Origin of the sequence: Lysinibacillus sp. RC79 (genome assembly GCF_041262405.1) — a bacterium.
Classification (GTDB): Bacteria; Bacillota; Bacilli; order Bacillales_A; family Planococcaceae; genus Lysinibacillus.
On sequence record NZ_JBGCCD010000001.1, the window covers coordinates 162,289 to 182,648 of the forward strand.

Annotated in this window: 24 protein-coding genes; 16 read left to right on the plus strand and 8 right to left on the minus strand. The window is 35.5% G+C overall.

Features of this window, described 5'->3' with window-relative positions:
• Positions 1-29 precede the first annotated feature (29 nt).
• The 5 genes from ABH968_RS00735 to moaD all read left to right on the plus strand — a co-directional run bounded on the left by ABH968_RS00735 (position 30) and on the right by moaD (position 3,925).
• Positions 30-1,046: a thiazole biosynthesis adenylyltransferase ThiF gene (locus ABH968_RS00735; protein WP_370041649.1), complete on the plus strand. Its 1,017-nt coding sequence runs from the start codon at positions 30-32 to the stop codon at positions 1,044-1,046.
• Between the two features lie 15 nt (positions 1,047-1,061).
• Positions 1,062-2,354, plus strand: a complete 1,293-nt coding sequence (locus tag ABH968_RS00740; protein ID WP_370041651.1) for a molybdopterin molybdotransferase MoeA — start codon at positions 1,062-1,064, stop codon at positions 2,352-2,354.
• The gene (gene mobB, locus ABH968_RS00745) at positions 2,315-2,845 is read left to right on the plus strand and encodes a molybdopterin-guanine dinucleotide biosynthesis protein B (protein WP_370041653.1); all 531 of its coding nucleotides are present in this window, start codon (positions 2,315-2,317) and stop codon (positions 2,843-2,845) included. The genes ABH968_RS00740 and mobB overlap by 40 nt, the downstream gene beginning before the upstream one ends.
• 374 nt (positions 2,846-3,219) lie before the next feature.
• Positions 3,220-3,699, plus strand: a complete 480-nt coding sequence (locus tag ABH968_RS00750; RefSeq protein WP_370041654.1) for a molybdenum cofactor biosynthesis protein MoaE — start codon at positions 3,220-3,222, stop codon at positions 3,697-3,699.
• Complete coding sequence (gene moaD, locus ABH968_RS00755; RefSeq protein ID WP_370041656.1) at positions 3,692-3,925, plus strand: molybdopterin converting factor subunit 1; 234 nt, start codon at positions 3,692-3,694, stop codon at positions 3,923-3,925. Before ABH968_RS00750 ends, moaD begins: the two co-directional genes overlap by 8 nt.
• Positions 3,926-4,022: 97 nt before the next feature.
• On the opposite strand, the gene modB is transcribed toward moaD, so the two are convergent.
• Entirely contained in the window at positions 4,023-4,679 is a 657-nt protein-coding gene (modB, locus tag ABH968_RS00760) for a molybdate ABC transporter permease subunit (RefSeq protein WP_370041658.1), read from the minus strand.
• Between the two features lie 3 nt (positions 4,680-4,682).
• Entirely contained in the window at positions 4,683-5,468 is a 786-nt protein-coding gene (modA, locus tag ABH968_RS00765) for a molybdate ABC transporter substrate-binding protein (RefSeq protein ID WP_370041660.1), read from the minus strand.
• A gap of 163 nt (positions 5,469-5,631) precedes the next feature.
• Between modA and ABH968_RS00770 the strand changes: the two genes are divergently transcribed.
• Positions 5,632-6,555 carry a substrate-binding domain-containing protein gene (locus ABH968_RS00770; RefSeq protein ID WP_370041662.1) on the plus strand — a complete coding sequence of 308 codons (924 nt, stop codon included), beginning with the start codon at positions 5,632-5,634 and terminating at the stop codon, positions 6,553-6,555.
• Positions 6,556-6,712: 157 nt separating this feature from the next.
• Here the strand turns inward: ABH968_RS00770 and ABH968_RS00775 are convergent, their stop codons facing one another.
• Positions 6,713-7,039, minus strand: a complete 327-nt coding sequence (locus ABH968_RS00775; RefSeq protein ID WP_370041664.1) for an ATP-binding cassette domain-containing protein — start codon at positions 7,037-7,039, stop codon at positions 6,713-6,715.
• A gap of 876 nt (positions 7,040-7,915) precedes the next feature.
• Between ABH968_RS00775 and ABH968_RS00780 the strand changes: the two genes are divergently transcribed.
• Both ABH968_RS00780 and ABH968_RS00785 read left to right on the plus strand, forming a co-directional pair.
• Entirely contained in the window at positions 7,916-8,116 is a 201-nt protein-coding gene (locus ABH968_RS00780; RefSeq protein WP_053484870.1) for a cold-shock protein, read from the plus strand.
• A 260-nt stretch (positions 8,117-8,376) separates the two neighbouring features.
• Positions 8,377-8,715 (plus strand): hypothetical protein, encoded by a 339-nt coding sequence (locus tag ABH968_RS00785; protein WP_370041666.1) that lies wholly within the window; start codon positions 8,377-8,379, stop codon positions 8,713-8,715.
• 107 nt (positions 8,716-8,822) lie between these two features.
• On the opposite strand, the gene ABH968_RS00790 is transcribed toward ABH968_RS00785, so the two are convergent.
• Together ABH968_RS00790 and ABH968_RS00795 are read right to left on the minus strand one after the other, a co-directional pair.
• A complete protein-coding gene (locus ABH968_RS00790) occupies positions 8,823-10,199 on the minus strand; it encodes an MATE family efflux transporter (RefSeq protein WP_370041668.1) in 1,377 nt (458 codons plus the stop codon).
• Between the two features lie 19 nt (positions 10,200-10,218).
• On the minus strand, positions 10,219-10,698 hold the full coding sequence (locus ABH968_RS00795; RefSeq protein WP_370041670.1) for a DUF6530 family protein: 480 nt from the start codon (positions 10,696-10,698) through the stop codon (positions 10,219-10,221).
• Positions 10,699-11,054: 356 nt separating this feature from the next.
• Between ABH968_RS00795 and ABH968_RS00800 the strand changes: the two genes are divergently transcribed.
• The 3 genes from ABH968_RS00800 (at position 11,055) to ABH968_RS00810 (ending at position 12,876) form a co-directional block, all read left to right on the plus strand.
• On the plus strand, positions 11,055-11,465 hold the full coding sequence (locus ABH968_RS00800; RefSeq protein ID WP_370041672.1) for a hypothetical protein: 411 nt from the start codon (positions 11,055-11,057) through the stop codon (positions 11,463-11,465).
• A gap of 43 nt (positions 11,466-11,508) precedes the next feature.
• Positions 11,509-12,051 carry a TlpA family protein disulfide reductase gene (locus ABH968_RS00805; protein ID WP_370041674.1) on the plus strand — a complete coding sequence of 181 codons (543 nt, stop codon included), beginning with the start codon at positions 11,509-11,511 and terminating at the stop codon, positions 12,049-12,051.
• A 99-nt stretch (positions 12,052-12,150) separates the two neighbouring features.
• Positions 12,151-12,876, plus strand: a complete 726-nt coding sequence (locus ABH968_RS00810) for a metallophosphoesterase family protein (protein ID WP_370041676.1) — start codon at positions 12,151-12,153, stop codon at positions 12,874-12,876.
• A gap of 66 nt (positions 12,877-12,942) precedes the next feature.
• Here ABH968_RS00810 and ABH968_RS00815 read toward each other — a convergent pair whose 3' ends face one another.
• Both ABH968_RS00815 and ABH968_RS00820 read right to left on the minus strand, forming a co-directional pair.
• A complete protein-coding gene (locus tag ABH968_RS00815; protein ID WP_370041678.1) occupies positions 12,943-13,245 on the minus strand; it encodes a hypothetical protein in 303 nt (100 codons plus the stop codon).
• 293 nt (positions 13,246-13,538) lie between these two features.
• Positions 13,539-14,543, minus strand: coding sequence for a nucleoid-associated protein (locus ABH968_RS00820; RefSeq protein ID WP_370041680.1), 1,005 nt, complete (start codon positions 14,541-14,543; stop codon positions 13,539-13,541).
• A 362-nt stretch (positions 14,544-14,905) separates the two neighbouring features.
• Here ABH968_RS00820 and tsaA point away from each other — a divergent pair, with 362 nt between their 5' ends.
• A complete protein-coding gene (tsaA, locus tag ABH968_RS00825; protein WP_370041682.1) occupies positions 14,906-15,367 on the plus strand; it encodes a tRNA (N6-threonylcarbamoyladenosine(37)-N6)-methyltransferase TrmO in 462 nt (153 codons plus the stop codon).
• 59 nt (positions 15,368-15,426) lie between these two features.
• Positions 15,427-15,969, plus strand: a complete 543-nt coding sequence (locus tag ABH968_RS00830) for a GNAT family N-acetyltransferase (protein ID WP_370041683.1) — start codon at positions 15,427-15,429, stop codon at positions 15,967-15,969.
• A 142-nt stretch (positions 15,970-16,111) separates the two neighbouring features.
• Here ABH968_RS00830 and ABH968_RS00835 read toward each other — a convergent pair whose 3' ends face one another.
• Positions 16,112-16,807, minus strand: a complete 696-nt coding sequence (locus ABH968_RS00835) for a response regulator transcription factor (RefSeq protein ID WP_370041685.1) — start codon at positions 16,805-16,807, stop codon at positions 16,112-16,114.
• 169 nt (positions 16,808-16,976) lie between these two features.
• Between ABH968_RS00835 and ABH968_RS00840 the strand changes: the two genes are divergently transcribed.
• The 3 genes from ABH968_RS00840 to ABH968_RS00850 all read left to right on the plus strand — a co-directional run bounded on the left by ABH968_RS00840 (position 16,977) and on the right by ABH968_RS00850 (position 20,349).
• Complete coding sequence (locus ABH968_RS00840) at positions 16,977-18,386, plus strand: flavin-containing monooxygenase (RefSeq protein WP_370041686.1); 1,410 nt, start codon at positions 16,977-16,979, stop codon at positions 18,384-18,386.
• 244 nt (positions 18,387-18,630) lie between these two features.
• A complete protein-coding gene (locus ABH968_RS00845) occupies positions 18,631-19,356 on the plus strand; it encodes an SDR family NAD(P)-dependent oxidoreductase (protein WP_370041688.1) in 726 nt (241 codons plus the stop codon).
• Positions 19,357-19,395: 39 nt separating this feature from the next.
• Positions 19,396-20,349: an alpha/beta hydrolase gene (locus tag ABH968_RS00850; RefSeq protein WP_370041690.1), complete on the plus strand. Its 954-nt coding sequence runs from the start codon at positions 19,396-19,398 to the stop codon at positions 20,347-20,349.
• The last annotated feature ends 11 nt before the right edge of the window (positions 20,350-20,360 follow it).

Sequence of the window (20,360 nt, forward strand, 5' to 3'; positions counted from 1 at the left end):
AATTCATAGAAAGAAAGGCAAAAACGTTTATGCATAATAGATATTCTAGACAACAATTATTCAGCCCAATCGGAGAAAACGGGCAGCTAATACTACAACAAAAGCATGTCCTGATGATAGGGGTTGGTGCTTTAGGCAGTGCTAGCGCAGAGGCTCTAGTAAGGGCAGGTATCGGAAAGTTGACGATTATTGATCGTGATTATGTAGAGTGGAGTAACTTACAAAGACAACAACTTTATACGGAACAAGATGCGCTAGAAAAAGTCCCTAAAGTAATCGCTGCAAAAAAACGACTACAAAGCATTAACTCAGAGGTAGAAATTAACGAATATATTTTTGATGCGTGTACAGAGCAAATAATCCCATTGCTTGCAGATGTAGATATTATGATGGATGCAACGGATAACTTTGATATTCGCTTTATGATGAACGATCTTGCACAAAAATATCAAATTCCTTGGGTTTACGGTTCTTGTGTTGGTAGTTATGGTGCTACTTATACAATTGTGCCAGGGAAAACACCTTGTTTACATTGTTTGTTAGCAGCGATGCCCAATACAGGGATGACATGCGATACAGTAGGAATTATAAGTCCAACTGTTCAAATCGTAGCAGCTTATCAAGTAGCTGAGGTATTAAAGTTTTTAGTAGGCGATGAAGAAGCATTACGAAAAAGTTATTTAACTTTTGATGTTTGGCAAAATCAACACTATGAAATAAACGTAGAAAAAATTCGCAATCATGATTGTCCATCCTGTGGCAAAAATCCGAGCTATCCGTATTTATCATATGAAAATCAAACAAAATTAAATGTATTATGTGGTCGCGATGCTATTCAAATACGTCCACCAAAACCAATTCACTACAATTTGGATCAGCTCGCTGTCCAACTTCGTCCCTATGGTGATATTCAACAAAATCCCTATTTACTATCTTGCCAAGCAGAAGATTATCGACTAGTGATTTTCCAAGATGGACGAGTTGTCATTCACGGTGTACAAGATATACAAAAAGCTAAAACCATTTATTATCGTTTATTCGGATAAAAGGAGTGTTCTAAAATGTTAGAAAAAAGAAAACCAATTGCTGTTGGAGAAGCTGTTCAACGTGTCATGGAGTTTGCATTCCATGGAAAAATAGAGGTCGTTTCACTACAGCAAGCACATGGACGTTTTTTAGCAGAAGATGTTGCTGCAGACCAAGATGTACCAGCTTTTGATCGTTCCCCTTATGATGGTTATGCTATTCGCTCGATCGATAGTCAAGAAGCGAATTCAGAAAATCCAGTAACCTTTAAAGTAGTGGGGGAAATTGGCGCGGGCTATGTATTTGAGGGAGAAGTAGGTGATCGAGAAGCGGTGCGTATTATGACAGGAGCTCCTATCCCAAACGGATGTGATGTAGTCGTTATGTTAGAATTAACGCACACATTTGAAGAAGACAATCAATCGTATATGTCGATTAAACGCTCTTATGAAACAGGAACAAATATTTCCTATAAGGGAGAGGACGTTCAAAAAGGCGCAATTCTTATTGAAAAAGGACAATACATCAATCCAGGTGTTGTCGCATTACTTGCTACTTTTGGTTATGATCAAGTACCTGTTTTTCGAAAACCAATCGTTGGCGTTATTGCAACAGGAAGTGAATTACTAGAACCGAGTGATGCTTTGCAGCCAGGGAAAATTCGTAATAGCAATGCCTATATGATAATGGCTCAAATTGAACGTGCTGGGGCAACCGTCAAATATTTTGGTAAATTTAGCGATGATTTAAATTTATGTATTCAAGCTGTCGAAAAAGCTCTTCAGGAAGTAGACATATTGATTACAACAGGAGGAGTATCTGTAGGTGATTACGATTATTTACCTGCCATTTATGAAGCCATTGACGCACAAGTACTTTTTAACAAGGTAGCAATGCGACCAGGTAGTGTAACGACTGTTGCGGCTCGAAATGGTCAATTATTATTTGGACTTTCAGGTAATCCGTCAGCTTGCTATGTTGGTTTTGAATTATTTACACGACCTATTATAAGAACAGCGTTTGGTAATAAGCAACCTCATCTACGTAGAGAGCAGGCTGTTTTAAATGCGGACTTTAAAAAACCGAATCCGTTTACTCGTTTTGTGCGTGCGAATGCTTCTTACGAAAACGGTCAATTAGTTGCAGTTCCTTCTGGGTTCGATAAATCTAGTGCCGTTTCATCCTTAGCGGAGGCCAATTCTTTTATTGTATTACCAGGTGGATCACGTGGTTACGAAAAAGGCATGCAAGTAGTTGTCTTATTGCTAGAAGATTTGCAGGGAAGTGAGTGGCCATGGGACATTATCGAAAAATCTTACAAATCGTAGGCTATCAAAATAGTGGCAAGACAACGTTAATGGAACAACTCATTACACAAGCCACCACAGAAGATTTTCGTGTAGGAACAATCAAGCATCATGGACATGGTGGTATCCCTATGATAGAAAGTTCAAAAGATAGTGTTCGCCATGAGAAGGCTGGCGCAAGTGTAACAGCAGTTGAGGGAGAAGGTACTTTGCGCATGAGTATTCACCAAAGTAACTGGCAGCTTGCTGATATACTAGCTATTTATGAAACATTTAATATGGATATCATTATCATTGAAGGCTATAAAAATGAAGATTATCCGAAGGTTGTTCTTTTGCGCAAGGCGGAAGATGAATCTTTACTACAAAAAGTAAGCAATATCGTCTGTGTTCTTTATTGGCCCACATATCCACTAAATAAACCGTTAGATTATCCAACTTTTTCAATTCAAGAAGAAACGCAGTATATAAAATTTTTAACTTCTTTCATCAGAAGTCTCCCACCTCTATAGTGATGAGATAAATAAGGATTTAAGTTACTTTTCAGCGGGTATCTAAACACCTGCTGAAATATAGGAACTCAGTCTAAGAACGCCACGTCCTGTGGCAACGACTGAGTGACCAACATCATGCTGCTGACGATTCGCTTTCGCGCAAAAAACATTTGTTGGCCTAAAGCCTCCGGCGGATGTCACAGAATCGGAAAGGAGTTCAATATAGGATGTTAGCCTAAAATCATCGCATCCATGCGATAACAGCTAACTGACCTTCGGTGCCGCTGCCGCTACGCTTTCGCGCAAAAAACATCTGCAGGCCTAAGCACAAAGCCGATTCCGGACGCAATTACGCCGAGGCATAATTGATTACAAGAAATGAGGAGAGAATCATGACTACATCGTTGTTTGAAATCATTGATAAACCAATTGATGTTGAAGAAGTTAGACAAAAAGTAACAGATCGAAATGCTGGTGCGATCACTGTTTTCATCGGAACAGTACGTGAAATGACGAAAGGCAAGAAAACACTGCATTTGGAATATCAAGCTTATCCATCTATGGCTATTAAAATGTTCGAACAAATTTCTAAAGAAATACAAGAGCGATGGCCAGAAGCGAAAGTAGCCATTACACATCGTGTTGGTCATTTAGAAATTTCGGATATTGCCGTAGTAATTGCGGTTTCATCACCGCATCGTAAAATAGCCTATGAAGCCAATGAATTTGCTATTGACCGTATTAAACAAATTGTGCCTATTTGGAAAAAAGAGTATTGGGAAGATGAGACTGAATGGATTGGTGATCAATTAGAAAATGTCCCTTATCCAAAAGGAAATCCATCAATAAGTGAGGAGGAATCTTGTGATTAACATATTACTATTTGCTCACTTACAAGAAAGTATCGGTGAGTCAAAATTATGTGTAGACCTGTCAGACCGTACAGTTGGACAAATTAAAGAATGGATGGAAACGCAATATTCACAAGTTAATTTACAACATGTCATGACAGCAGTGAATGAGGAATTTGCAACAGATGCAACGGTTATAAAAGAAGGGGATACAATCGCCTTTATTCCACCCATTAGTGGAGGGTAAAAAGAAAAGATGTAGTTGGTACAGTTTAGTGAACCGACTACATCTTTTATTCTATTTATCCTGAAAAGGCTCGTCAGTAAATGGTTAAAGTTTCACTTTATGCCTTCATGAGATGAACGCCCAGAAGCATAATGAAGGAAATACCTATCATACAAATCACCCATGACCAAGCGAGTGACATGTTACCAGAACCAATCGCCATATAAATAGCAAGTGGCGTAGTTTGCGTTTTGCCCGGAAGGTTTCCAGCAAACATTAAGGTTGCACCAAATTCACCTAAAGCTCGTGTGAAACTTAAAATTCCACCGGAGACAATTGATTTTAATGCAAGAGGGATAGAAATAAAGAAAAAGACTTGCCATTCGTTAGCACCATCAACACGTGCAGCGTTCTCAATGTCCACATCAACAGATTCAAAGCCAGTTCTTGCTGATTGATACATTAAAGGAAATGCAACAACAGTAGAGGCAATGACAGCCGCCCACCAAGTGAACATAACGGGTTGGTTAAAAAGCCATGTAATCAAGTTACCTAGCACACTGTTTTTGCCAAAAATAATAATTAGAAGAAATCCTACTACAGTAGGAGGTAATACTAATGGTAAAAGTAACATTGTTTCTAGAAATAATTTCCCTTTGAAATTACGTTTTGCCATCCATTTACCGAATAGAATACCTGTTACTATGACAATTATTCCTGACACAAGCGCTATCTCAATAGAAAGCTTAAGAGGTGACCAGAAATCCGTACTCATCTATTAATGAGTTCCTTGAAAGCCGTATATTTTAAATACTTTCATCGCTTGATCACTTTGTAAATAGTGATAAAAATCTTCCGCTTCTTTTGCATGCTTACTATCTTTGATAACACCTACAGGATAAATAATAGGTGTATGTGTATCTTCTTTGGCTGTAGCAACGACATCGACTTTTTCTGACACAAGGGCATCTGTTTTATAAACCAACCCTGCATCAACATTTTCAGTTTCTGTATAAGTAAGAACTTGTCGTACGTCTTTTGTATACACTACTTTTGATTCTACATTTTCCCAAAGGTTCATGTTTTTCAATGTTTCTATACCGTACTTGCCAGCAGGAACCGTTTCAGGTGTACCAACAGCAATCTTATCAACTTTTGTTAAGTCTTCAAATGATTGAATATGTTTTTCATTTTTCTTAGGAACGATTAATACTAATTCGTTCGCTAAAAGATCAGTTCCTAGCTTTTTATCGATTAAATCTTTTTGTACTAACTCATCAAACTTATCTTCTGCTGCTGAAAAGAAAAGATCCACAGGAGCACCTTCTAAAATTTGTTGTTGTAAAGCACCAGAGCCACCAAAGTTAAATGTGATTTTAATATTATCGTGTTCATTTTCATAGGCTTTTTGAAGTTCTTCTAATGAATCTTGTAAACTAGCTGCTGCGGAAATTGTTAATTCAACAGACTCGTTTGTTTTGTTGTTGCTCCCTTGACTACCACAACCTGCTAAAATGCCGACCAATAGTAACAATGAAGCTATTAAACTAAAATACTTTTTCACTTTGAATATACTCCTTTTATAACTCGTTATAACAAGACATAACTAATTATAATTAGTTATGTCTAAAAAAGATATACCAAATCGCTAGAAACTTTCAAGATGTTAAAAATATTATAATTAAGTTACTATAGTATCAATAGAAGTAGAAGGGGAGATTTTTTACATGTCACATGAACATTCCTATACGATTGAAGAGGTGGCTCAATTATTAAAAGTTTCAAAATTAACGATCTACGATTTAGTGAAAAAGGGAGATTTACCTATTTTTCGTGTAGGCCGACAAATGCGTGTGGATAGAACCGATTTACAGTTATATATACAAAAGAGCAAGACAGGAGCAACTCCTGCTGCATCTCCTGCCTCGACTACTCCTTCGCCAAAAAATAAAAAAATTATTATTAGCGGACAAGATTTAGCCTTAGACTTATTAGGAAAATATATAGAGAAAAAACAATCAAATAAAGTATTACGCTCACATGAAGGTAGCTTTAATGGTGTCATGGCGCTATATAATGGGGAATGTGATATTGCTAGTTTACATTTGTACGATGGTGATACAGGGAAATATAATACACCTTATTTGAAAAAGATTTTTGTAAGTCACTCTTATATTCTTCTCAATTTGATTTCACGCCGAGCAGGCTTTTACGTTCAAAAAGGAAATCCATTGCAAATTCAATCAATGGATGATTTTAAGAATAAATCACTAAAATTGATGAACCGTGAAAAAGGTTCAGGTGCTCGTACTTTCCTAGATGAACAATTACGTATTCATCACATATCTCCATCCTCAATAGAAGGGTATAACGAAGAAGAAATGAGCCATATAGATGTAGCTTCTGCTGTCGCAAATGGGAATGCAGACATTGGAATAGGCATTGAAAAAATATCAAAACTCATAGAGGTTGACTTTATACCACTTGTTAGAGAACGTTATGATATTGTCCTATTAAAAACACCTGAAAATCAATTGCTGGTTGAATCGGTAAAAGAGATTTTAAATTCACCAGATTTCCAATCAGAAGTAGTTGCACTAGGAGATTATGACGTCACTCAAATGGGACAAGTTATATATGAAACACTTTAATAATGTATGGTGTGAAAAAAACTTGCCGAAAAGGCAAGTTTTTTTACATTATCGGGAAAATTATAATAATACTTCTGTTTCCGCATCAAAAAATAATAGGTGTTGAGGCTGGAGAGAAAGTGTTTCTCCGATTTAAAAGGTATGTTGGCCACTCCATTTAATCGTCCAATCGGACAATGATATACGTTTCATGTCCTAGCTGTTCAATATTTACTATAGGAAGATGCAAAGCGTCTCCTTTTTGGAGATGCTCTGGACGTACGCAAACTGTTAATGGTGTATGTTGAGGTAAACGTGTATAAACATCGGTTGGAAGTTTCATTTTAAATTGATTTTCAATAATAAGCGTAGAATCTTCTAGAACTGCAGTTGCCATGTTTATAGTAGGAGAGCCTATAAAACTTGCAACAAATAGATTTCTAGGTTGATTATACAGTTCTAGAGGTGTTCCAATTTGCTGAATACATCCATTATGTAAAACCATTATCCGATCACCCATGGTCATCGCTTCTGTTTGATCGTGGGTTACATAAATAGTTGTTAAGCCCAATTTTTTTTGTAGTTGTTTGATTTCTGTCCGCATTTGTGTTCGTAATTGTGCATCTAAATTGGATAAAGGCTCGTCCATTAGGCATAGCGGAGATTGGCTTACAATAGCACGTGCAAGAGCAACGCGCTGACGTTGAACTTTTCAAAAAAACGAGGGCTTAGAAGTAAAGCGTACCTCTAGCGGCTCTATGAAAAAGGATTATATGGAAGGTGTAATGACGAATGTTTCGAATCCTAAAAATATTTTGTTTTACTTCTCCTTCTTCTTCTTACCACAATTCAATTCAGCAGATAACAGCTTTGGTTCATGACCATTTCTAATTTTAGGTGCGACATTCTCGATTATTTGTACTCGTATGGTACGTTTGTGATACATATGGAGCAACGTTAGCAACACAAAGCATAGAAAGATAGCAAACTGTTTAATACGATTATGAATAAGGTAGCAGGCGTTGTATTTATTAGTCTTGTCTTGGTCTAAAATTAATGGCAATTGAACCACAATAGATATTTGTCAAAAACTAAGTTACTAACGGGGTGCGTTGATCTAAAAAGATTATCGCACCTTATTAGTTGAACTTATTTAGTGACGTATCAGGTTAGAAAGAAAACTGTTTATTTAATAATTTTCTTTAGTACTAGACAAATGTGTTTTTTTTGTATATAGTAAATGTAATAAAATCGTTTTCAAGAGAACAATAAATTCACATATTACAAAGAGTAATCGTGTTTTATTTGATGCTTTTTGTAATATGTGAATTTTCTTTTGGTAATATGATTTTAATTAATACAATTAATGGAGGTCATTCAAATGACACAAGGTACAGTAAAATGGTTTAACTCAGAAAAAGGTTTCGGTTTCATCGAAGTAGAAGGTGGAAATGACGTATTCGCTCACTTCTCAGCTATCCAAGGTGACGGCTTCAAAACTCTTGAAGAAGGTCAAAAAGTTGAATTCTCAGTAGAAGAAGGCCAACGTGGACCTCAAGCTACAAACATCGTAAAACTTTAATTTTAATGATGTAACCATAAAAAAGGCATCCTTTCATTAGGATGCCTTTTTTTTATGCGAAAAAGAAGTATTGTAATGAAAAAATGGATTGGCGCAACAATTGACAATCACCTATCTGGTATTATGGTAAAAATAATTGGATAGAACGGTGAAATAAAATTAAAAAATGAAATGGTTAAAAAGTATAAAATTGGAATTTGATTTAAATTCAATCGTATACAGAGTAAGAAGCATAAACTTTGAAGAGTAGGGGGATTTATATGAGTAGGAAAAATTTGATAATTATGATAGTAGCATTTATTGTGGAAGTTTTAATTACGTATTTTATTGCTTCATTTTTCTCCGTAAGATTTATTGAGGTAATGTTTTTCACTGGTATAGCTTTTGCTGGAGGCATTTTTTACTTTTCTAGTAGTGGTGGAGCCATTTCTAGGGTATTTGCTTCTCAAGTTAGTGGGCAAACAGGCATAATTCAGAAAAGAGAGCAGTTCACTTATAAAATTGGTCCGATATTTATTACTTCAGTTATATTTTTTTTAATTGGATTAGTATTCTTTCTCCTACTGGTTTGGGGAATAATTCCGCCTAAGGAAGCTTAAATCCTGATTTATCAATGCTATCGGGTGTTCTACTTACCCTAAACCCTATAAAATTGCTGTAAACAAAGCTACGCATGCGGCTTTGTCTACAGGCTCTATCATAAAGATTAATCGCTCAGCATTGCTTTTAATGTTCGTTTTTGCCAGCCTAACTTGAAGTATGCGTATTGTAATACAAAATGCACACAGAAAGCAGCAGGATAAGCTATCCAAACGCCATTTAGCTCGAATGTAGTGTAATGCGATAAAATAAACGCCAATGGTACCTCGACTACCCAAATTGCGATGACTAAGAAAATTGTAGGCCATAAGACAACACCTGTAGCACGCATTGTAGCCGAAACGGTTTGTGTATGGCCAAAAATTAAATAGCTCCAAAATGCGATATATAAATAATCCTTGGCAATAAGTACCGTATCCTGTTTATCAATAAAGAAAGATAAAATAGGCTCTGCAAATAAATACATTATTAAAATAATCGCGCCGCCTAAAATATAGTTAACGAGCACACCGAATTGACGAATTTTTTTAATCATATCCGTAGAGTTTGCCCCTAAAGCCTGCGCCACAAATACAGATGTCGCAATAGAAATGCTCATCGCTGGCACTTGTGCATAGCTAGCGACCTGATTGACAACACCGTAAGCGGCAGTAGCATCGGAGCCGTAAACATTAACGAAGCCAATTACAGCAATTTCAGCTACAGAGATCGCAACCATACTAATGCTCGCCGGAATGGCTAACTTTAATAATGAAGCTAAAATATCCTTCTTTAATTTAAAATGCTGTAATATCGATTTGTCTAAGCGCAAAATATGCTTTGTTTTATGCAGGTAGGCAAATAATAATAACATCGTCACCAGATTGGATAAAACAGAGGCATAAGCAGCGCCGTTTAAGCCAAACTCAGGCAGACCAAGCCAGCCGAAAACTAATGGTGGTAGGAATGCGATATTTAAAATAACACTAATGACTAAAAATAAAAAAGGTGTTTTAGAGTCACCTACACCACGCATAAAGGTTGTGTACACCAAATACCAGAACATAATCGGTAGTGTAAAAAATAAAATTTTAGCATAGCTAATACTCATATCTAAAATATTTGCGGGTGTTTGCATAAAGCGTAAAATCCACTCAATGAAAAAGCCACCAAAAATCGCAACGACAATCGATAATATCGTCGTAAAGGCTAATGTTATCCCTACAACCTCCTTCATCTTCTCGTGATTGCCAGCCCCATACGTTTGCCCTACTAAAATCGAGCTACCTGAGCCAATTCCAATAGCAAATGCCATTAAAAAGAAGAAGAATGGGAAAAATGCTGAAATCGCCGCTAGCGCATCGACACCTAAATTGCGCCCAACGATAAACATGCCAAAGACTTGCCCTAGTGATTGCAGCACATTCGCTAGCATAACAGGGATTAAAAAGTTAAAAAAAGCTTTCTGCAGTTTTTTATCATCATGTAAAATTTGTTGGTCCATTTTTATGCCCTCTTGAGTTTTAATAACCCATTTCCTTTAAAATATGTGATAGCGTGCGCAGGCGTTCGCCAATTAGCTCACCATCCGCACTTAATGCTTGATTAAAGAGCTGAATGTCCTCTTTAATTTGTTCATTTTCCGTACATACTTCCACTGTCATTGCATCCCCCTGTAAGCCAACACGTTTAATAACAGGGTTTTCTTCATCATATAAATGATCGTAGCGATAAGCTTCCTTAAAATAAAGCTGAGACTCACAAACTAAAATAGCGAGATCAAGCACGCGATGAAGTGGCAATTCCTCCGATTGACGTGACCATTTACCACCTGTATGACGCCACACTTTAGCAGAAATATCAACCTTGCCCCTGTCATTCCATTGAGCTAAGCCAAGTGAAAGCCCCTGTGCATCTGTATGATAAGCAGTACGCCCATCAATATCGGCATAATTTTCAGCAACAATAACAGGTTTATGCTTTAAATGTGTAGGTATTTTCATCAATTACAACCCCTTAGTTATTCTTTTAGTAATTTAGTAAATTACTGCATTAGTAAATATAACATTGGACAAATTCGAGAGTCAACTTTTATGTGGGAAATTTTTCATCATATGGATCGCGCATAAACAAGCCTGTTATAAAGGGAAAACGTCAAGATTCTTCGCAATATTAATATGAGAATCACTACTGATTTGTTCGAAAGAATTTTCCGCAGGCCAAAAATGTTATCTCGCAAGACTGCAATGATAAAAGGGGATAGCTACTACGATTTATAAAGAGTAGACCAAATTAATCAAATTGGTTAAAATGGTAATTGATTTATATAATGGAAAATTGATTAAGTAGTATTCTTTGAATGCCGAAAAAACGAATGAAAGAGGGCAATAGAATGAGGATCCGATTTACAAATAATAATTACATAAATACGATTAAAAAAGATGAATTAAATAGACTATCTCCAGATTTATTTTTAGATAAAAATAAACAGGCAAAAGCGAAATATGAAATTAAAAGAGAAGGTGGTTATATTCGTCATTATGTAACTAAATTAGATGGGGAAAGAGTAATGATTAAAGAAACTAAATTACCAAAGGGACAAGATAAAGATCAAAGCACAGGGGAGATGTCAGATGTTCTGAGAGATAACCTATTAAACCAATTTACTAAAACTTTAGATCATCAAACATCTGATGAATTATTAAAAACAGGATTAGCAGGTCAGAAAGCCAAAGAAAAATTAATGTTAGCTTATCAAAATTCAATATAGGTACGTTTAGATATTTAAAAAGGGGTAATTTAGGTGATCATTTATGCAGTTTAAAAAGCGTTTTAGTTTATATTTCTCAGCTTTATTAGTCGTATTACTTATAGGAATTGTTTTGAAAAATGTATTCATAAAAGAAGCAACAGTTAATCCGATAGTAGAAAATGAAGATGGAACAAAACAGCTTATTTTTGATGCAAAGTTAACACGATTAGACGAATCATCAACAACATTTAAAGAATATAATGGAAAGGTCCTAATCGTTAATTTTTGGGCATCTTGGTGTGGGCCTTGTCAAGAAGAGGCTTCTGAATTAAGAAATTTTTATAACAATAAATCTGAAAATGTTGAGCTGTTAGCGATCAATGCAACTTCTAAAGATAGTAGTGAAAATGCCATAAAATTTCAAGAGTCATACAATCTGAATTTCCCTATATTTCTTGATTTAGATGGTACACTTCAAAAATCATTTGAAATATTGGTTTATCCAACAACTTTTATATTTGATGCTAAAGGTATATTAAAGTACACAATAAAAGGACAGATTAATCAAAAAGAATTAAATAAATATATTGATAAACTCTACTAATCTGTATCTGTTCCAGGCATTTATGGTCCAGCTAAAGAGGAGGGGCAAATTTCGGTGTAGAAGCTCCAGAAATGTAAAACTAATTAAGGTGAGGATATAGTGAAAATAGCTGTTATATCAGATATTCATGGAAATAAAGATGCATTAAGAGCAGTGTTAGAGGATATAAAATATAGAAGTATCGATAAAGTTTATAATTTAGGTGATACTCTTTACGGACCGTTATTCCCGTTAGAAACATATGAAATGATAAAGAGTACAGATATTAAAAGTGTAAGTGGAAATTGTGATCGGATATTATTACAGTCTACATCGGAAAATCCGACCGTTCAATATGTATTAGACATGCTCTCAGAAGAACATAAAAGCTGGCTATGTAATCTTCCATTTTCGATTCAGACAGATGATTTTTACTTTTGTCATGCTTCACCTGAAAATGATGAGCTGTATATGTTGAATGAAATTACTCCAAATGGTGTTACTTTGAAACAGGCAGAGGAAATAATGAATTTAGTAAAAGATATTCCTCAAAATATTATTTTTTGTGGTCACTCCCATTTACCAACGATTGTTTATTTACCTAACAACAAAATCATTATTAACCCAGGCAGTGTCGGTTTGCCGGCTTATGAAGAAGTCGAACCGTTTTATTATAAGATTGAATCAGGCACACCATTTGCGAACTATACAGTTGTAGAAAAACGGAATGGTGAATGGATTATTGAGCAGTTGAGCATCCCTTATGATACTACGGAAGTTATTAAACGGAGCGGAGATCAAAATAGATCTGATTGGGCCAGAGCATTAACATGTGGAAGAGTTTAAGGTGGTATTTTTTAAGTTAAAGGACTTGTTGATAAAACATAAAAACAAGTCCTTTATTTTATCATCTTAAATACTGTCGTGAGCTTTGTCTTTCATTGTAATTATCTTTAGTAGGTTCTTCTTTTGGATAAATAAAATAACTAAGGCTTGTACTGTCATTGCTAAGACAAGCAGAATGAAGTGCGAATTGTGGTACAAAATTATCGAAAGAAAATAAAATATTGGTGCAGACGATAAGTACGAAATATATTGGTTTTTAGTTACTAAATAAATAATAGTTGAAATACAAGTTGTCACTAAAAGAAGTTCGAGTAAAATCCCGATTGAAGCACTATCAATATAATATTGTAAATCGTTTATATAGGACATATTAAAAAGATCCTCCTATTTAATAAAATTATTTAACTAAATTGTAACACATTAACAAATTTGGTGTATAGGTGATATATTTAATAATCCCGAAGATGTTTAAAGTTGCAACTTGCTAGATTTTTAAGGGGAATGGTTTATTAATAAGTCGATTGTTGATTGGAGTGGAGACTGGACGCCCCCAGGAAGCTTTGCTCTGTGCGAAAGCGAAGCGTCAGCAACAAAGCGCCCAGTCGGAACGGAAATCAACCACACGCAATGGTGAGGAGCGTCCCTTGTAAACTAGGAAAGTCTTATAGTTCTTCCTGGAAATAAATCTTATAGAATTTTCGATTTGTAGATTCATCGTATCCTACTTCGATGAGTTCATCCACTTGGTCGATATCCTGTACGTTCACCTGGATCTCAATATTAGAATCGAGTTTAATTTTACGTTTATATTTTTTTTCAGCCTTTTCAAGTGCGCTCTCAGAAATAACGGTTTCATAAGGTTTTACCGAATTTATAATAATATCTTTTTGTGTTGGCTCCGCATTTTCAAACACTGTTTCAATATAATTATTTACTTGAAATTCATCTTCATTTCTAAAGTAATCAAGCGTTTTATTTAAAAGCCCCAGTTTCTCAGTATTGGTAAAGCTCTCTTCTTTTAAAATATATTTTTTGCATTCTGTTAATGCTAAATTCGTTTTGTAATAATGTTCATCAGCTGCTTTAATCTTTAAAAATCGTTCTTGCCAGTAGACAATATCTTCTTTCCTTTTCGTTTTCATAAAGACAGCAGGTGCCTTATCCGTCCCCATATCTACGATGATGGCCATGTTATTAATTTTCTTTACATTAATTCCATCAATACCGTTGACAATCATTTTGTTTTGGTCATTTTTCACATCTAAAAACATTTCTTTTTCATCAATTTTAACAATAGCAATTATTTTTTTAGCTTCTGTAGCTAGAAAACAATTGTCAAATAGTCCAATAAACAATTCGCCGCTTTTAATGTTAGGGTGTTGAGATACATTATGTAAGTGTTTAGCGATGTTTATTGATTGTTCATGGAAACTAGTCTCCTGATCAAAAATTGACCTTACATATGTGTACACCTCATTTAACTCAATATTTGTTTCATGGAAAAATTCGTATTGCTGCTCTAAATCGATTTTACTAAACGCTAGCTGTGTAAAAGCTGCCTCTAGCATGACCTCTGGCTGCAAAAATGACTCCTCACCTAACACGAGTGTATCGCTAATAAAATGTATAATATATTGTGCTAACTTACTTTCGCTTACTTCTAACATGTTTTCCACCTTCTAAAATTTCATTGTAGATAATATACCATATCATATTCCTCGTAACATTTTCATATATTTTATTTTTACAAAAAATAAAAAAAAGAACAGTGAATACATGCATTTTAAGAGATCCTTTGGCACATTTGCTGCAGGGGAGACAATTATGTTGGGTTCTCTATTAAGTTGGTGAAATTCCTTTGAAAATGGCACATTAGACGCCCTCAGGGAGCGGAAGTCAACCACACGTATGGTGATGAGCTTAGAAATTATAAGTGTGATGCCATAAATTGACATAAGTGATAGCTAAAGTATACTGGGATTAAACGGAAATGTGCATGAAGAAATCAACGAAGAGAAGAGGTCTTGATATGATCTATAACATTAAACCAATCGCTGTAGTGAGCAATAGCCGAAAAGTGATTGAAGACGACAATTGGGGTGACGTCATTTCTACTATTGCATTAACAAAAGATATTCATGAATCTTCTTTAAAAGGGATTGATGATTTTTCTCATTTAGAAATAATTTTTTATTTTGACAAAGTTGCAGTTGAAAAAATCCAATATGAAGCAAGATATCCAAGAAATAATACGGACTATCCGGAAGTCGGCATTTTTGCACAAAGAGGTAAAAATAGACCTAATAAAATAGGTGTAACGGTTGTAGAATTACTAGAATTAAAGGATAGAACATTAATCGTTAAAGGTTTAGATGCTATTGATGGAACACCAATCATTGATATAAAACCTGTAATGAAAGAGTTTTTACCAAAAGGTGAGATAAAACAGCCACATTGGGCAACTGATTTAATGAAGAATTATTGGGACTAGTATATGTACATGAAAGACTGGACGATCTTTTAAATTTTAATTGTTAAGGAGTGATCATTATGTTTTTAAATCTATATATTGAAACTGAGAGACTAGTAATTCGCCCATATGCTCTAACTGATTTGGATGCATTATATGCAGTGGTTTCTGAGCCTGATTTTTATCGATTTATCCCAGAGGATGTGCCTAGCCGTGATGATGTTCAGCGAACAATAGAGTGGTCCATTCAATGTAACAAAAAAAACACGCCTACTAAAATACATAAGCTTAATCTAGCCATTGTAGATAGGGAAAGCCAAACGTTAATTGGCTATTGTGGCCTTGGTCCAGATGATGTAAAAGAAACTGAGATCGAAATATATTATGGTATTTCGGAAGCTTATAGAGGGCAAGGGATTGCGTATGAAGCGGCACAAGCTTTACTGAAATATGCGTTTAATAAGATTGGTTTATTTAAAGTTATTGCTGTTATTCATCCTGAAAATGTGGCATCTTTACGAATTGTAGATAAACTGGGAATGAACTATGAATATACGTATAACAATCTTAATTCGGAAATGAAGGATTTTGAAGGATTACTTCATTATTCTATAAAAGATTAAAGCGTGGTCCATTTGAGTAGGCCATAAGGATATGGACGAATTTGTCTCTTGACGGTCGATTAAAACGAAAAGAACAGAGTACCAATAGAGTGATTGAATAATTTTACAACGAAGGGGATGGGGAAAATCCCCTTCATATATTTTATAAAATAATGCCTTGCTGATAAAGTAAGCAAATAGCATGGGAACGGTTTTTAGCCTTTAGCTTTTTAATTGCAGATTTTACATATTGATTGATCGTTAATTCGCTTAAATCCATACTATTTGCAATTTCCTTCGTACTGTCTCCGTTAGAAACCTGCATCATAACCTCTAACTCCCGTTTACTAAGAGAAACATCTTTGCTTTTCCCTTTGGATTGAATTAATAAATGTCCAACCATATTACCAAAGCTAGTTAAATCATCTAAAAGCGTATCACTTATTTCTATATCTTCTTCAAAATGAGTGCTACAAATATAACCGAAAACATATGGCCTGATAAATATAGGCACGATTAAAAGCTTGTTATTTTTAGAGGCGACAACATATTTAATACTAATGTTTTTCAAATAATCCATCCCTGTGCAAAACTTTGCTTTTTTATCGACAATGGCAGAATAGATAATTGGAAAACTACGTATCTCCTCTCTAATTTCTCCGATATGGATTCCTTCAGACTCATTTAAATAAATAATGCCTTCAGCAACAAATCCTATTGGAGAATATCTCAATAAATAGGCATCTTTAATAGGGAATGAATTCAAATATACCTGCAAAATGTGTATCAGCAACTCTTCATGATTCGTAAAGTTATCAATAGTGTCAAAATGTTTTTGAATGGTATAAAGATTTGACATGTTGTATCCCCTTTTTTTAAGTATATAATACGCTTGAAATGAGGAATTTTCAATATTTTCTGTAAATTGTAATATTAATGCTAAGATATTCTTTTTTTCTTTAGTCATTAAATTTGTAGAAGTTTATAGGACTGTTTGACAAATTAACGAAGTGGGGGAGGAACAGTGAATGAAAAATCATTCAATCAAAGAGGTAGATGCAATCGTACTTGGTGCAGGGTTTGCAGGACTTTATATGTTATATCAACTAAGGAGTAAGGGGTTTTCTACAGTTGTTTATGAAGCAGGGGACGGAGTAGGTGGCGTTTGGTATTGGAATCGCTATCCTGGTGCTAGATGTGATGTTGAAAGCATCTATTATAATTATACGTTTTCAAAAGAATTGTACGAGGAGTGGAATTGGACATCTAGATTCCCAGAGCAAGAGGAAATATTAAGCTATTTAAACTATGTAGCAGATCGTTTTGATTTGCGAAAGGATGTTCAATTTAATACACGTGTAAATGCTGCACATTTTGATGAAGAGCGTAGTAAGTGGCTTATTCATTTAAATGATGGCAATCAAGTTTTCGCAAAGTATTTCATTACAGGAAAAGGCTGCTTATCGGCTGCAAATATTCCAAATATTAAAGGATTAAATCAATTTAAAGGTAAGTGGTATCATACTGGACATTGGCCACATGAAAAGGTTGATTTTACTGGAAAACGAGTAGGGATAATTGGGACAGGTTCAAGTGGAATTCAAGCAATTCCAGTAATAGCAAAAGAGGCAAAGCATTTAACAGTATTTCAGCGTACACCACAATATACAGTTCCTGCACGAAACCATACTTATGACAAGGAATTTATTCGAAGTACTAAGGAAAACTTTGAAACGTTAAAGCATGCAATGAGGAATTCTATATCGGGTACACCTCACATACAAAATGATCGATCTGCTATGGAGGATAGTGAAAGCAAACGGCAGCAGGTGTTTGAGGATGCTTGGGCAGAGGGTGGATTTGCTTTTGCAATGTCTTATAACGATTTTTTAACAAATGAGCAATCGAATGAACAGGCTGCAGAGTTTATCCGCTCGAAAATCCGTGAAGTTGTCAAAGATCCCAAAGTAGCGGAGAAGCTAAGTCCAAAGTATATGTATGGCACGAAAAGACAAGTACTAGATACCGATTATTTTGAAACGTACAACAGAGAGAATGTTTTATTAGTTGATGTAAAGGAATCACCAATAGAGGAGATAACAGAAGCGTGCATTAAAACAATGAATGGTCAATATGATTTAGATATTATTATTTTTGCTACTGGCTATGATGGTATGACAGGTCCTTTATTTAAAATCGATATTCAAGGAAAAGACGGCCTTGCATTAAAGGATAAATGGGAGAACGGGGCGTCGGTTACAACGTATTTAGGCTTAACGACAGCAGGGTTTCCGAACTTGTTTATGATTACAGGTCCCGAAAGTCCATCTGTGCTTGTCAATATGCCAACTGCTATCGAACAGCACGTAGAATGGATCGCAAATTGCATTGAATATTTGCGTGAGTATAACATTGATGTAATAGAGACCAATATATAAGCAGAGGAAGAGTGGAGTAAGCATAATCGTGAAATTGCTAATGGAACGTTATATGTCAAGGGTGATTCTTGGTACACAGGCGCCAATATAGCAGGAAAGCCTCGAAGCTTTTTAATATATCTTGGCGGATTTGATTATTACACGAAACGCTGTAACGAGATTGCCCAAAATAATTATGAAGGCTATACGCTGTTGAGATTAAAAACAATATCGTAACTGATGATACGAGGAAGGGGGAAGTACAATGGAACAACAGGTAGTAATTATTACGGGGGCAGGTAGTGGTATCGGAAGAGAGACTGCTAAACTTTTAGCAAAAAAGAATACAGCGATTGTTTTAGTAGATTTTGATGAAACAAATGGACAGGAGACCCTAGAAGCGGTAAAGGAACATAATCAACATGTTATTTTTGTACATGCGGATGTGTCCAAAAGTCAGGACGTTAAGAAATATGTCGAAGTGGCCAAGGGAAATTTCGGGAAAATTGATGCTTTCATTAATAATGCAGGTGTATTAAGCCCGCCATCTTTATTAGGAGATTTAGAGGAAGAAAGTTTTGATAGGATAATAGCCGTTAACCTTAAAGGTGCTTTTCTAGGTCTAAAATATGTATTAAAAGAAATGGAGCAACAAAAATCAGGAGTTATTGTGAATACTGCTTCTGCAGCAGGCATTCAAGGGCAGCCATATTTAGGAGGCTATGCAGCAAGCAAACATGGTGTCATTGGACTAACAAAAACAGCAGCCATCGAATATGGATCTAGTGGAATAAGAGTAAATGCTATTTGTCCTGGTGGTGTAATAACGAATATGACGAAGGGAATTGAGACGAGTTCAGAGGAAAATGGACCGATGCGAAGACTTGCAACAGCAGATGAGATTGCAAATGTGATAGGTTTCTTAATTTCAACGGATGCATCTTATGTAAATGGTGCAGTTTTGACGATTGATGGTGGATTAACTTCTTAAAAATCATAAAAAAATTTTCATGATGAAAGGATGAAATGAATGGAAAACCGTATTGATCCAGAACTAAGAGAGACGTTATCGCTATTCCCACCTTTAGATTTAGACAATGTAGATGCTACTAGAGAAGGAATGACTGCTACTGCTCAACCTGCTCCAATAGCTGACAATATTTCTGTTGAAAATAAAATGATTCAAGGACCAGATGATAATGATTCACTGCGTATAAGAATTTATAAACGGAAGGGAAAAATAGGGGATTTGCCGGCGCTTTTATGGATTCATGGAGGGGGATATGTAATAGGTGCTCCAGAGGGTGACGATTTACTATGTCAACGTTTTGTGAATGAAGCAAATTGTATTGTAGTATCAGTGGACTATCGACTTGCACCTGAATATCCTTATCCAACGCCACTTGAAGATTGTTACGCAGCATTAAAATGGGTGGCTGATAATGCGAAAGATTTAGGTTTTGATAGTACTCGTATTGGTGTAGCAGGGGCAAGTGCGGGAGGTGGGTTAACAGCAGCATTAGCATTATTGGCTCGTGATAGAAATTATCCAAAGCTTAGTTTTCAAATGCCACTTTACCCGATGATTGATGATCGTAATAATACACCTTCTGCATTGGAGATTACAGGACATATGGTTTGGAATCATGATTTAAATCAAAAGGGCTGGGAAATGTATTTAAATGGGGAGAATGGTAGTGATAATGTGTCACAATATGCTGCAGCTGCAAGAGCAGAAGACTTATCTGGTTTACCATTTACTTATACTTGTGTTGGTCAATTAGATCCATTCCGTGATGAAACATTACAATATGTAACGAGGCTATGTCATGCTGGCGTTGATGTTGAATTCCATTTGTATCCTGGCTGTTATCATGCCTTTGAAAGCTTCGTTCCAACAGCGGCAATTAGTCAAAGAGCAGCAACAGAATATGTTGAAGCCGCTAAATATGTTTTAAATCGTGATGTTACTGTTCATTTATAGTTTAAATAGCT

Coding starts and splice junctions, on each gene's coding strand:
- ABH968_RS00775 (WP_370041664.1), bottom strand. CDS start 7,039: ATGGTTTTACATAATGGATGTATTCAGCAAATTGGAACACCTCTAGAA.
- ABH968_RS00735 (WP_370041649.1), top strand. CDS start 30: ATGCATAATAGATATTCTAGACAACAATTATTCAGCCCAATCGGAGAA.
- ABH968_RS00820 (WP_370041680.1), bottom strand. CDS start 14,543: ATGTTAGAAGTAAGCGAAAGTAAGTTAGCACAATATATTATACATTTT.
- tsaA (WP_370041682.1), top strand. CDS start 14,906: ATGATCTATAACATTAAACCAATCGCTGTAGTGAGCAATAGCCGAAAA.
- ABH968_RS00740 (WP_370041651.1), top strand. CDS start 1,062: ATGTTAGAAAAAAGAAAACCAATTGCTGTTGGAGAAGCTGTTCAACGT.
- ABH968_RS00785 (WP_370041666.1), top strand. CDS start 8,377: ATGAGTAGGAAAAATTTGATAATTATGATAGTAGCATTTATTGTGGAA.
- ABH968_RS00845 (WP_370041688.1), top strand. CDS start 18,631: ATGGAACAACAGGTAGTAATTATTACGGGGGCAGGTAGTGGTATCGGA.
- ABH968_RS00800 (WP_370041672.1), top strand. CDS start 11,055: ATGCCGAAAAAACGAATGAAAGAGGGCAATAGAATGAGGATCCGATTT.
- ABH968_RS00835 (WP_370041685.1), bottom strand. CDS start 16,807: ATGTCAAATCTTTATACCATTCAAAAACATTTTGACACTATTGATAAC.
- ABH968_RS00780 (WP_053484870.1), top strand. CDS start 7,916: ATGACACAAGGTACAGTAAAATGGTTTAACTCAGAAAAAGGTTTCGGT.
- ABH968_RS00840 (WP_370041686.1), top strand. CDS start 16,977: ATGAAAAATCATTCAATCAAAGAGGTAGATGCAATCGTACTTGGTGCA.
- ABH968_RS00805 (WP_370041674.1), top strand. CDS start 11,509: ATGCAGTTTAAAAAGCGTTTTAGTTTATATTTCTCAGCTTTATTAGTC.
- modB (WP_370041658.1), bottom strand. CDS start 4,679: ATGAGTACGGATTTCTGGTCACCTCTTAAGCTTTCTATTGAGATAGCG.
- ABH968_RS00830 (WP_370041683.1), top strand. CDS start 15,427: ATGTTTTTAAATCTATATATTGAAACTGAGAGACTAGTAATTCGCCCA.
- ABH968_RS00750 (WP_370041654.1), top strand. CDS start 3,220: ATGACTACATCGTTGTTTGAAATCATTGATAAACCAATTGATGTTGAA.
- ABH968_RS00850 (WP_370041690.1), top strand. CDS start 19,396: ATGGAAAACCGTATTGATCCAGAACTAAGAGAGACGTTATCGCTATTC.
- ABH968_RS00770 (WP_370041662.1), top strand. CDS start 5,632: ATGTCACATGAACATTCCTATACGATTGAAGAGGTGGCTCAATTATTA.
- ABH968_RS00790 (WP_370041668.1), bottom strand. CDS start 10,199: ATGGACCAACAAATTTTACATGATGATAAAAAACTGCAGAAAGCTTTT.
- ABH968_RS00815 (WP_370041678.1), bottom strand. CDS start 13,245: ATGTCCTATATAAACGATTTACAATATTATATTGATAGTGCTTCAATC.
- ABH968_RS00795 (WP_370041670.1), bottom strand. CDS start 10,698: ATGAAAATACCTACACATTTAAAGCATAAACCTGTTATTGTTGCTGAA.